Origin of the sequence: Prauserella sp. PE36, assembly GCF_003311655.1 — a bacterium.
GTDB lineage: Bacteria > Actinomycetota > Actinomycetes > Mycobacteriales > Pseudonocardiaceae > Prauserella_A > Prauserella_A endophytica.
The window spans coordinates 23,149-34,753 of sequence record NZ_QEQT01000090.1; the positions used below are offsets into that span (position 1 = coordinate 23,149).

The following is an 11,605-nucleotide window of genomic DNA, read 5'->3' on the forward strand; positions in this document are numbered from 1 at the left end:
GTTTGATGTCCGGTACGAACACCGGTGTTCCCTCGGTACTCGCCCACGACCTACCTCGGCCGGTGCCCGTCGACGAGCTCGCCGCGTGCCCCGTGGGCGACGTGTTCCGCCGCGTGGGCGACAAATGGAGCATGCTGCTGGTGATTCTCCTCGGCACGCGCCCGCACCGGTACAACGAGCTGCACCGGGCAGTCGAAGGCATCAGCCAGCGAATGCTGACCCGCACGCTGCGCGGCCTGGAGGCCGACGGGCTGGTGTGGCGCGAGGTGCACCCGACGGTGCCGCCCGGCGTCGAGTACGGCCTCACGCCGCTGGGCCGCAGCCTGCTCGAACCGCTGTCGGCGCTGGCCGACTGGGCGGTGCGTCACGGAGCGGAGCTCAACAAGGACTAGGCGAACTGCACCGAACCGATCGGACTGAGCGTGCTTGCGTCGTGAACGAGCACTCCGCTCTGCGACACCGTCCACAACTCGTCGCCGAGTACCAGTGAGCGCAGGACCAGCGAACCGTCGCCGATCCGGCCGACCTCCGTGATGGAGCCGTCGCCCACCCGCAGCACGAGCGCGTCGGTGTCGGTGGGCAACACCAGCAGGCCCGTGGGCGGCCAGTAGAGGAAGGCGTGCGTGTCGGCCTCGACCTGCGCCATGCCGCCGGTGAGCCGGTGCTGGGCCAGCCGCACCGGCCTCGCCGCGTCGCCGACGTCGAACAGCGACACCTGCAGTCCGAGCGCCCGACCCTGGAGGTCGGCCTCCTGCCCGACGCCGATCAGCCGCCCCTCGCCTGCGGGATGCAGGTACGCCGAGTAGCCCGTGATCTTCAGCTCCCCCACGGCGCGGGGGCGCGCGGGATCGGTCAGGTCGAGGGTGTACAGCGGATCGGTCTGCCGGAACGTCACCACGTAGCCGACGGGGCCGAGGAACCGCACGGCGTAGATCCGCTCACCCCTGCCGAGGCCGCCGAGCGTGCCCACCGCGGTGAGCGTGCTTCCCTTGCTCGCCAGCACGGTCACCGTGTTGTCGGCACCGGTCATGGTCGCCACGCGGAGGTGACCGTCGTGTTCGGACATCGAGTACTGGTTCAGCAGCGCGCCGGGGGCAGACCCGGACGCGACGTGCCGGGCCGCGCCGGGCGAGGCGATGTCGAACTGGTGGATCGCGGTGCCCTGCGGCGCGTTGTGCGCGACGTAGAGGTTCGTGGCCGAGCCGTAGACGGTGGTGCCGTCGGCGGCGATCGCCACGGGGTCTCCGGTGCCGAGCGGGCCACCGAGCTCGAACGTCAGCACGGTGAGCAGCGACGTGCCGGGCTCGGGCGGGTGGTACACGTTCTCGCAGTCGACGAGCCTGCCGTGCGAACGCGTGCCCTGCGCGGTGGTGAGGTCGTAGGCGGGGAGCCAGTCGTCGATCGTCGTATCCGCGATCGCGTGGGGTTCCACGGGCGGCGGCTTCGGTTGCGAGCGCACCACGACGCGCGCCCTGCCACCGACGAGCCGCGCGTCGACGTACTCGCCGTCCACCGCGAGCGTGCCGACCGGGCGCGCCGCGCCGGTGAGGTCGACGAGCGTCAGCTCGCGCTGCCCCACCACGAGCGCGCGGTCGCCGTCGACCAGCAGCTCGCCAGCCCAGCCGCCCGGCAGGTCCATTGTGGACGTGACGCGCCTGCTCGCCACGTCGATCACCCGCAGGCGCCCGTCGGCGACGGTGACCACGCGGCGGCCGTCGGTCTGCACGAGGTCGGGTTCCTCTACTCCGGCCTCGTGGTTGTTGGTGCCGGAATGCTGCTCCTTGGTGATCGAGCCGGGCGAGGCGGCCGGAGCCTCGGCCGGGATCGCCTCCCGCTGGAACACCCCGGGCCGGGGCTCCACCTGCTCGCTCTGCTCCCACTGGGTCAGCGCCGCGGCCCTGAACTGCTCCAGCGCGGCGTCGCACGAGCCGAACGCCACCAGTTCCACCGATGCGCCCCTCATCGGCGTCGGCCCAGCATCGGGAACCCCACACGACCCGATCACGAACGCGCACGCGACGGCCAGCACACCCACAGCCCGTGGTTTCATGCCGCACTGGACGGAAGCATGACCCCGCCCGGTTGCACGCGTGCGAAAATGGCCCGATGCGCCAGATCGACACCGACCGCAACCTCGCGAAGAAGATCTTCGACGAGCTGAGGGGCGCGATCGTGAGCGGGGAGCTGACCCCCGGCGCCCTGTACTCGGTGCACGACCTGGCCGCGCGGCTCGGCGTCTCGCGCACGCCGGTCCGCGAGGCCCTGATCCAGCTCTCCGAGCGCGGCATGGTGCGCTTCGAGCGCAATCGCGGCATCCGCATCCTGCAGACGTCGCTGCACGACCTCGAGGAGGTCTTCGCGATCCGGTTGCTGCTGGAGGTTCCGGCGACGTTCCGGGCCACCGGCCAGCGCCCGCCCGGCTGGATCGAGGAGCTGAGTGGGCATCTCGCCGCCATGCGCGCCGCGGCCGAGCAGCACGACGAGGCCACTTTCATGGCCGCCGACCGGCGCTTCCACCAGGCCATCAACGCCGCTTCGGGCAACCTGCGGCTCGCCCACTACATCGACTCGCTGCGCGACATGGTGCTGGTGCGCGGCAACTCGACGGTCGACCGCTCCCGCACCATGCACGACATCCTCGGCGAGCACGAGGTGATCTTCGAGCTCATCGAGAACGGCAAGCCCCGCGAGGCCGCCGAGGCAATGCGCGCGCACCTGCTGCACACCGCCCAGCTGTTGCTGGGCCAGGAGGCGGACGCGGGCGAGACCGGCGACGCGCCGCTGCCCGAGCTCTCCCTCGACTGGACGAACTTCCCAGGCTGACCAGGGCAACCCCGGATGCAGTGAACGCCACCTTCACTGCGCCCACCGGTCTCCCACCACCCAAACGGAGGCAAGGTGGCCTTCACTGCGTTCAACGCAGGCAAGGTGGCCTTCACTGCGGCCAAGGACTTGACCAGTGGCATGCTACATGCCACTGTCCTCCCGTCGGGGTTCCGCGCTGCGCGAGGAGGCGCACATGACCGAGTACCTGAACGAGACCGTCTTCACCTGGGGAGCGACGCCGCTCAAGTTCGGCGCCGGAGCCGTCGACGAGATCGGCTGGGACCTGGCCCAGCTCGGCGCCGAGCGCGTGCTGATCGTCACCGATCCCGGCGTCGCCGCGACCGGCGTGCCACAGCGGGTCGCCGACGCCGCCAAGGCGGGCGGGCTCACCGTCGAGGTCTACGACCAGGTGCACGTCGAGCCCACCGACGTGAGCATCACCGAGGCGGTGGAGTTCGCGCGGCAGTCCAGCTGGGACGGTTTCATCGGCGTCGGCGGCGGTTCGTCGATCGACACCGCCAAGGCCATCAACCTGATGACCACCTACCCGGCGGACCTCTTCGACTACGTCAACAAGCCCATAGGCCATGGCAAGGCACCCGCGGGCCCGCTCAAACCGCTCGTCGCCGTCCCGACCACGGCGGGCACGGGCTCGGAGACCACGCCCGTGTGCATCATGGACTTCCTCGGGCTCAAGGTGAAGTCGGGCATCAGCCATCCGCGCCTGCGCCCGAGCATGGCCGTGATCGACCCGCTGCTGACGCTGTCGATGCCGCCCGAGGTGACCGCCGCGAGCGGCATGGACGTGCTCTGCCACGCGCTGGAGTCCTACACCGCGAAGCCCTACACCTCGTTCGCGCGGCACAAGCCGGAGAACCGCGTGGCCTACAACGGCTCCAACCCGATCTCCGACGCGTGGACCGAGCAGGCGCTGCACCTGCTCGCGCGGTCCTTCCGCAAGGCGGTGCTGAACGGCGGCGACCTCGACGCGCGTACGGACATGATGCTCGCGGCGACGTTCGCGGGCATGGGCTTCGGCAACGCCGGCGTGCACATCCCGCACGCGTGCGCCTACCCCATTGCAGGGCGGGTGCGGGAGTACCGGCCGAACAACTACCCGCAGGACGAGGCGCTGGTGCCGCACGGCGAGTCGGTGTCGCTCACCGCGCCGGCCGCGTTCCGGTTCACCTACCCCACCGACCCGGCCAAGCACGTCCACGCGGCGCGCATCCTCGACCCGCACGCGCCGAGGCAGTCCAGTGACCGCGAGCAGCTGCCGTTCGTGCTGTCGTCGCTCATGCGCGACATCGGCATTCCCAACGGCATCGGCGGGGTCGGCTACGGCGAGGGAGACATCGACGCACTCGTGGAGGGCACCATGCAACAACAGCGGCTACTCGCCGTGGCGCCGAGGACAGTGCACGAAGAGGAGATCGCCGCGATCTTCGCCGACTCGATCGAGAACTGGTGAGCACGTTCGCCGCGGAGCTCGCGGAGGCCGTCACCGGCGAGGTGGAAAGCGACCGCACCGCACGTGCGGTGTTCAGCATGGACGCGTCGAACTACCGGCACGTCCCGCGCGCGGTGGTGTTCCCTCGCTCGGCCGAGGACATCGAGGCCACGCTGCGGGTGTGCCGCGCGCACGGGGTCCCGATCACGGCGAGGGGCGCGGGCACGAGCATCGGAGGGCAGGCGCTCGGCGAGGGCGTGGTGCTCGACTACAGCCGTCACCTCAACCGGGTGCTGGAGATCGACCCGGTGAACCGCACCGCCAGGGTGCAGCCCGGCGTCGTGCTCGACACGCTGCGCGCGGAGGCGGCGCGGCACGGGCTCACGTTCGGCCCCGACCCGTCCACCCACAGCCGCTGCACGCTGGGCGGCATGATCGGCAACGACGCGTGCGGCTCGCACTCCGTGGCGTGGGGCCGCACCGCGGACAACGTCGTGTCGCTCGGGGTGCTGACCGCGGACGGCAAGCGGCTCACGATCGGCCCCTCGCTCGACGACGCCGGGCTGCGCGAGCGGCTGCGGGAGCTCGTCGACGGCAACCTGGCGCTGCTGCGCACGGGCTTTCCTGCGCTGCCCCGCAGGGTGTCCGGCTACGCGCTCGACGCGCTGCTGCCGGAGAACGGCTTCGACGTGGTGCGCTCGCTCGTCGGCACCGAAGGCACGTGCGTGCTGCTCACCGAGGCGACCGTGCGGCTCGTGCCCTCGCCCTCCGCGCGGGTGCTCGTGGTCGCCGGGTACGCCGACGACGTCGCCGCGGCCGACGCCGTGCCGCACGTGCTCCCGTTGCGGCCGTTGACGATCGAGGGCATGGGCGCCGACCTCATCGACACGCTCCTGGTGCGGGGCAGGCACACGCCCGCGCTCGACCGGCTGCCCGAGGGCGGCGGCTGGCTGTTCATCGAGATCGGCGGCGACGACGCGGACAGCACGCTCGCGCGGGCCGAGGAGGTCGCCGAGACGCTGGCTGTGGAAACCGGCGCCGCCACGGTCATCGCGAGCGATCCCGCCGACATGCGCGGACTGTGGTCGATCCGCGAGGCCGCGGCCGGCATCGCGACACGGATGGCCGACGGTTCCGAGGCGTGGCCCGGCTGGGAGGACGCTGCCGTGCCGCCCGAGCAGCTCGGCTCGTACCTGCGCGGTTTCCGTGCCCTGCTGGAGAAACACGGCCTTCGCGGCGTTCCCTACGGCCACTTCGGCGAGGGCTGTGTGCACGTGCGCATCGACTTCCCGCTCACCACGGCCGAGGGCATCCGGCGGTTCCGGTCGTTCATGGAGGACGCCGCCGATCTCGTGGTCTCCCATGGCGGGTCGCTGTCGGGCGAGCACGGTGACGGGCAGGCGAGGGCCGAGCTGCTGCCGCGCATGTACCGCCCGGAGATCCTGCGCCTGTTCGAGGCGTTCAAGGACATCTGGGACCCGGAGAACCTGCTCAACCCCGGCAACCTCGTGCGCCCGCGCAAGCTCGACGCGGACCTGCGGTTCGACGGACCGCTGCGGCAACTGCCGGTGACGCTGAAGTATCCGCACGACGGCGGCAGCCTCGCCACGGCGACCCGGCGCTGCGTCGGCGTCGGCAAGTGCGTGGACACCTCCACGGGCGTGATGTGCCCGAGCTACATGGCCACCCGGCGCGAGGAGCACTCCACGCGCGGGCGGGCGCACCTGCTGTTCGAGATGATGCGAGGGGAGACGATCACCGACGGCTGGCGCTCGACCGAGGTGCGCGACGCGCTCGACCTGTGCCTGGCCTGCAAGGGCTGCCTCTCCGACTGTCCGGTCAATGTGGACATGGCCTCGTACAAGGCCGAGTTCCTGCACCAGCACTACGCGCGGCGCGTGCGCCCGCCGAGCCACTACTCGCTCGGCTTCCTGCCACTGTGGGCGCGGCTCGCCTCGGCGATGCCGCGCGTGGCCAACGGCGTGCTCGGTTCGCGCCTGGCGCCGCTGGTGAAGCGGCTCGGCGGGATCACGCCGGAACGCTCCCTGCCGGAGTTCGCACCGACCACGCTGCGCAGGGCGCTGCGGAAGCGGCCGAAGCCCTCCGGGGACCGCCCGAGGGTGCTGCTGTGGCCGGACACGTTCACGAACTTCCTGTCCCCCGAGGTCGGCACGGCCGCGGTGCGCGTGCTGGAGTACGCCGGGTTCGACGTGGTGCTGCCGAAGGGCCCGGTGTGCTGCGGGCTGACGTGGATCTCCACGGGCCAGCTCGGCATCGCGCGCAGGCTGCTGCGCCGGACCCTGCGGGTGCTGGAGCCGGAGGTCGCGGCGGGCACGCCGATCGTGGGGCTGGAGCCGAGTTGTCTCGCCGTTCTTCGCCACGACGTGCACGACCTGCTCGACGACGCTCCGAAGCTCGACGCCACGACGCTCGCCGGCTTCCTGGAGACCCACGCTCCGGACGTCGAGTTCCCCACCGTCGACGCGAAGTCGATCACCCAGCAGCACTGCCACCAGCACGCGGTGGTCGGCAACGCCGCCGAGGAGCGCCTGCTCGCCAAGGTCGGCGTCGGCAACCGCACGCTCGACTCCGGCTGCTGCGGGCTGGCCGGCAACTTCGGCGTCGAGCGCGGGCACCACGAGGTGTCGGTGGCCGCGGCGAACCGGGTGCTCGTGCCGGAGGTCAACGCCGCGAGCGAGGACACGCTCGTGCTCGCCGACGGGTTCAGCTGCCGCACGCAGATCGGCGAGCTGACCGAACGCGAGGCGCTGCACCTGGCGCAGGTGCTCGACCGGGCGATCGCCGACTCGTCCCGCTGACCGGAACACCTGCCTTGCCCGCTCCCCCCGACCCCGCGAAGGTGCACGACATGGATACGAACGCGGTGAGCGACGTCGCTGCCCAGCTGCTGCAGGCCTACGAGACCGGCAAGCCCATGCCGCCGATCATCGACAGCCACCCCGGCGCCACGGTCGGTGACGCTTACCGCATCCAGCAGGAACAGGTCCGCACGTGGCTCGCCGGCGGCGAGGTGATCAAGGGCCACAAGGTGGGCCTGTCGTCGGCCGCCATGCAGGAGCAGATGGGCGTGGACCAGCCGGACTACGGCCACCTGCTCAGCGGCATGTTCCACCTGGAGCAGCAGCCCATCAGGACCGCGAACTTCCTGCAGCCGCGCATCGAGCCGGAGATCGCCTTCGTGCTCGGCAAGCCGCTGTCCGGACCCGGCGCGACCGTGGCCGACGCGGCGCGCGCGGTGGAGTTCGTCCTCCCCGCGCTGGAGATCGTCGACTCGCGCATCCAGGACTGGAAGATCTCGATCGTCGACACCATCGCCGACAACGCCTCGTCCGGCGGCGTGGTGCTGGGCAGCAAGCCGACGCCGCTGTCCGCCGTGGACCTCCGCCTGGTGGGGTGCACGCTGCACCAGCGGGGCGAGCTCGTGGCCACGGGCGCGGGCGGTGCGGTTCTGGGCTCACCGCTCAACTCCCTGGTGTGGCTCGCCAACACCCTCGGCCCGCACGGCGTCACCCTCGAAGCGGGCCACGTGGTACTGCCGGGCTCGATGACCAGGGCGTTCCCCGTCTCCGCTGGCGACACGGTGGTCGCCAACATGGCCGGGCTGGGCAGCGTCACCGCGGTCTTCGACACGCCCGAATGAGACCTTCTCCACAAATTCGCTGACTTCGACGTGTCGTGGGGTTGAATTACGGGCAACCACCCGGTATAGGGGCCGGGACAGTTCGACCGAGGAGGCACGATGCCTCACGACAGCAGTGACTCAGACCTGAATCATCGCGAGCGCGCCACCCTGCAGGCAGTGGCACAGGGCGGCGCGGAGATGACCAGTAGCTGCGAGCCGGATCTGTTCATCGACGGGCTCGCCTGCTGCGACCAGGCCACGGCGCACAACCTCGCCAGGCGCGGTCTCGTCGCCCCCGCGATTCCCGGACGCCCTGGCCAGCGCGTACCCGCCGTGCTCACCGAGGCGGGCCGCGAGGCACTGGATCTCGCGGGCACACCCACCGTCGCCGCCTGATTCGGCAAGCGCCGCAGGCGCAGGGGAGACGGTAAACGGAAGGTCAAGACCGCACCGTCGTCGCAGGTCAGGACCTTTCGGACGAGGAAGGACACCTGCCGGGGTCCGCGTCAATCCTCCAGTGTTGTTTCCCACGTGCAACGCTCGCCCTATCCCGATAACGGCGATTTCACACTACTGTCATAAGACCGGCGAACCCGGGAGCATTTGGCGCGCGCCGGAACTGGCGGGAGAAACCCCTGCCTCCGCGCCGCGCTGCTCGACGCGAGCCGCACAAAGGAGTGTGGTCGAAAACCGGCGATATGCGCGCCCACTACGGGCTGAACGCCATCGCCACTCCCCTGACTGACCATCGCGATTTCGGGCCGGACCGTTAGCCGGATGGGACTCACCCATCCGGCTGACAGCCCGGCCCGATCGTGCCGAGCCAAGGAGGGCGGCAAGCCGTGACCCGCCACGCACCGCACAAGCCGAGCGAGGGCTTGTACGACAAGCAGTACGAGCACGACGCCTGCGGCGTAGCCTTCGTCGCCGATCTCTCCGGCCGCAGAGACCACGAGATCGTGCGCAAGGCGCTCGTCGCCCTGCGCAACCTCGAGCACCGCGGTGCCCGTGGAGCCGAACCCGAGACCGGGGACGGCGCGGGAATCCTGATCCAGGTCCCGGACGCGTTCTTTCGCGAGGTCGTCGACTTCCAGCTGCCCGAGGCGGGTGCCTATGCCGTCGGCACGGCGTTCCTGCCCGTCGACCCCGAGGCGCGCGGCAAGGCCATGTCCACCATCGAGCGCATCGCCGCCGAGGAGCACATGCGCGTCCTCGGCTGGCGCGACCTGCCCGTGGACACCGACCACGTCGGCCCGACCGCCGCGACGACCATGCCACACTTCGCGCAGGTCTTCCTGGCCCCGCAGCGTGACGACGTCACCGGGCTCGCCCTCGAGCGCGCCGCGTTCTGTGTGCGCAAGCGCGCCGAGCACGCGCTGACCGAGCAGGAGGTCTACTTCCCCAGCCTGTCGGCGCGCACGATCGTCTACAAGGGAATGCTCACGGAGCCCCAGGTCGAGCGGTTCTTCACCGACCTGACCGATCCGCGCGTCACCAGCGCCATCGGCCTGGTGCACTCGCGCTTCTCCACCAACACGTTCCCTTCGTGGCCGCTCGCGCACCCGTACCGCTACGTCGCGCACAACGGCGAGATCAACACCCTGCGCGGCAACCGCAACTGGATGGACGCCCGCGAGTCGCAGCTCGCGACCGACCTCATCCCCGGTGACCTGCAGCGGATCTACCCGGTGATCACGCGCGGCGCGAGCGACTCCGCCTCGTTCGACGAGGTGCTGGAGCTGCTCCACCTCGGCGGCCGATCGCTGCCCCACGCGGTGCTGATGATGATCCCGGAGGCATGGGAGAACCACGAGGAGATGGACCCCGCCCGCCGGGCGTTCTACGAGTTCCACGCCACGCTCATGGAGCCGTGGGACGGCCCCGCGCTCGTGTCGTTCACCGACGGCACGCAGATCGGCGCCGTGCTCGACCGCAACGGCCTCCGGCCCGCGCGCTACTGGGTCACCGAGGACGGGCTCGTCGTGCTGGCCAGCGAGGTCGGCGTGCTGGAGCTCGACCAGTCCACGATCGTCCGCAAGGGCAGGCTCGAGCCGGGCCGCATGTTCCTCGTCGACACCGGGGAGGGCCGGATCGTCGAGGACGAGGAGATCAAGAGCGAGCTGGCCTCGCAGCACCCGTACGACGAGTGGATCGAAGCGGGCGTGCTGCGCCTCGAGGACCTGCCCGAGCGCGAGCGCGAGGTGCCGACGCACTCGTCGCTGGTCCGCAGGCAGCAGGCTTTCGGCTACACCGAGGAGGAGCTCAACGTCCTGCTGGAGCCGATGGCCCGCTCGGGCGCTGAGCCGATCGGCTCGATGGGCAACGACTCGCCGCTGGCTCCGTTCTCGAGCGGGTCGAGGCAGCTGTTCGACTACTTCATCCAGCTGTTCGCACAGGTCACCAACCCACCGCTGGACGCGATCCGCGAGGAGCTCGTCACCGCGCTCGGCACCCAGCTCGGCTCGGAGCCGAACCTGCTGGAGGCCGGGCCAGAGCACTGCCGCAAGATCGTGCTGCCCTTCCCGGTGCTGGACAACGACGAGCTGGCCAAGCTCGTTCACGTCAACGACGACGGCAACCTGCCGGAGTTCCAGGCGCACACCGTGCACGGCACCTACGAGGTCGCGGGCGGCGGCGAGGCGCTGGTGCGCAGGCTCGACGAGATCCGCGCCGAGGTGTCGGAGGCGATCGCGGGCGGTGCCCGGCTGATCGTGCTGTCCGACCGGGGCACCGACGCCGAGCACGCGGCGATCCCTTCGCTGCTGCTGACCGGCGCCGTGCACCACCACCTGGTGCGGGAGAAGAGCCGCACTCAGGTGGGTCTGATCGTCGAGGCGGGCGACGCCCGCGAGGTGCACCACATCGCGCTGCTGATCGGCTACGGCGCGGCCGCGGTGAACCCGTACCTGGCGATGGCGACCGTGGAGGAGATGGCCGAGCAGGGCCGTATTCCCGGCGTCACGGCCAAGGAGGCCACGCGCAACCTCATCAAGGCCCTCGGCAAGGGTGTGCGCAAGACGATGTCCAAGATGGGCGTCTCGACCGTCGCCTCCTACACGGGTGCGCAGATCTTCGAGGCCATCGGGCTCGGCGAGGAGGTCATCGAGGCCTGCTTCACCGGCACCACGTCCCGCCTCGGCGGGGTGGGCTTCGACCTGCTGGCCCGCGAGGTCGCCGAGCGGCACCGCCGCGCGTTCCCCTCCGACGGCGTGCGCGCGTCGCACCGGGAGCTGGAGACCGGCGGCGACTACCAGTGGCGCCGCGAGGGCGAGCCGCACGTGTTCAACCCGCAGACCGTCTTCAAGCTGCAGCACTCCACGCGCAGCGGGAAGTACGAGATCTTCAAGGAGTACACGAAGTCCGTCGACGACCAGGCCGAGAGGCTGATGACGCTGCGCGGTCTGTTCGGCTTCAAGGAGGGCGTGCGGCCGCCGGTGCCGATCGAGGAGGTCGAGCCGGTCTCCGAGATCGTCAAGCGGTTCGCGACGGGCGCCATCTCCTACGGCTCGATCTCGCAGGAGATGCACCAGACGCTGGCGATCGCCATGAACCGGCTGGGCGGCAAGTCCAACACCGGTGAGGGCGGCGAGGACCCGGAGCGGCTCTACGACCCCGAGCGGCGCAGCGCCGTCAAGCAGGTCGCGAGTGGACGGTTCGGGGTGACGAGCGAGTACCTCGTCAACGCC

Annotated in this window: 8 protein-coding genes; 7 read left to right on the plus strand and 1 reads right to left on the minus strand. The window is 70.7% G+C overall.

The window, feature by feature from the left end; translation table 11 throughout:
• The first annotated feature begins 5 nt into the window (after nucleotides 1–5).
• Nucleotides 6–392, plus strand: coding sequence for a helix-turn-helix domain-containing protein (locus tag DI005_RS39595; protein ID WP_112271750.1), 387 nt, complete (start codon nucleotides 6–8; stop codon nucleotides 390–392).
• Here DI005_RS39595 and DI005_RS28190 read toward each other — a convergent pair.
• Nucleotides 389–1,948, minus strand: a complete 1,560-nt coding sequence (locus tag DI005_RS28190) for a beta-propeller domain-containing protein (RefSeq protein ID WP_158559911.1) — start codon at nucleotides 1,946–1,948, stop codon at nucleotides 389–391. The two genes, DI005_RS39595 and DI005_RS28190, sit on opposite strands and share 4 nt — an antisense overlap.
• A 158-nt stretch (nucleotides 1,949–2,106) precedes the next feature.
• On the opposite strand from DI005_RS28190, the gene DI005_RS28195 reads away from it, so the two are divergent.
• From DI005_RS28195 to DI005_RS28220, 6 genes are all read left to right on the plus strand, one after another.
• Nucleotides 2,107–2,823 (plus strand): GntR family transcriptional regulator, encoded by a 717-nt coding sequence (locus tag DI005_RS28195; RefSeq protein WP_113644151.1) that lies wholly within the window; start codon nucleotides 2,107–2,109, stop codon nucleotides 2,821–2,823.
• 196 nt (nucleotides 2,824–3,019) lie between these two features.
• The gene (locus DI005_RS28200; RefSeq protein WP_112271747.1) at nucleotides 3,020–4,297 is read left to right on the plus strand and encodes a hydroxyacid-oxoacid transhydrogenase; all 1,278 of its coding nucleotides are present in this window, start codon (nucleotides 3,020–3,022) and stop codon (nucleotides 4,295–4,297) included.
• Nucleotides 4,298–4,374: 77 nt separating this feature from the next.
• Nucleotides 4,375–7,095, plus strand: coding sequence for an FAD-binding and (Fe-S)-binding domain-containing protein (locus DI005_RS28205; protein ID WP_113644154.1), 2,721 nt, complete (start codon nucleotides 4,375–4,377; stop codon nucleotides 7,093–7,095).
• A 50-nt stretch (nucleotides 7,096–7,145) separates the two neighbouring features.
• On the plus strand, nucleotides 7,146–7,937 hold the full coding sequence (locus DI005_RS28210; protein ID WP_112271746.1) for a 2-keto-4-pentenoate hydratase: 792 nt from the start codon (nucleotides 7,146–7,148) through the stop codon (nucleotides 7,935–7,937).
• Nucleotides 7,938–8,036: 99 nt separating this feature from the next.
• The gene (locus DI005_RS28215; RefSeq protein ID WP_112271744.1) at nucleotides 8,037–8,315 is read left to right on the plus strand and encodes a hypothetical protein; all 279 of its coding nucleotides are present in this window, start codon (nucleotides 8,037–8,039) and stop codon (nucleotides 8,313–8,315) included.
• A 446-nt stretch (nucleotides 8,316–8,761) separates the two neighbouring features.
• Nucleotides 8,762–11,605 (plus strand): glutamate synthase central domain-containing protein (locus DI005_RS28220; protein ID WP_233520339.1); only part of this gene is annotated, 2,844 nt, incomplete at its 3' end.

What these genes read in the sequence shown, in the direction of transcription:
- DI005_RS28215 (WP_112271744.1), top strand. Translation starts at nt 8,037, where the DNA reads ATGCCTCACGACAGCAGTGACTCAGACCTGAATCATCGCGAGCGCGCC.
- DI005_RS28195 (WP_113644151.1), top strand. Translation starts at nt 2,107, where the DNA reads ATGCGCCAGATCGACACCGACCGCAACCTCGCGAAGAAGATCTTCGAC.
- DI005_RS28205 (WP_113644154.1), top strand. Translation starts at nt 4,375, where the DNA reads ATGGACGCGTCGAACTACCGGCACGTCCCGCGCGCGGTGGTGTTCCCT.
- DI005_RS39595 (WP_112271750.1), top strand. Translation starts at nt 6, where the DNA reads ATGTCCGGTACGAACACCGGTGTTCCCTCGGTACTCGCCCACGACCTA.
- DI005_RS28210 (WP_112271746.1), top strand. Translation starts at nt 7,146, where the DNA reads ATGGATACGAACGCGGTGAGCGACGTCGCTGCCCAGCTGCTGCAGGCC.
- DI005_RS28200 (WP_112271747.1), top strand. Translation starts at nt 3,020, where the DNA reads ATGACCGAGTACCTGAACGAGACCGTCTTCACCTGGGGAGCGACGCCG.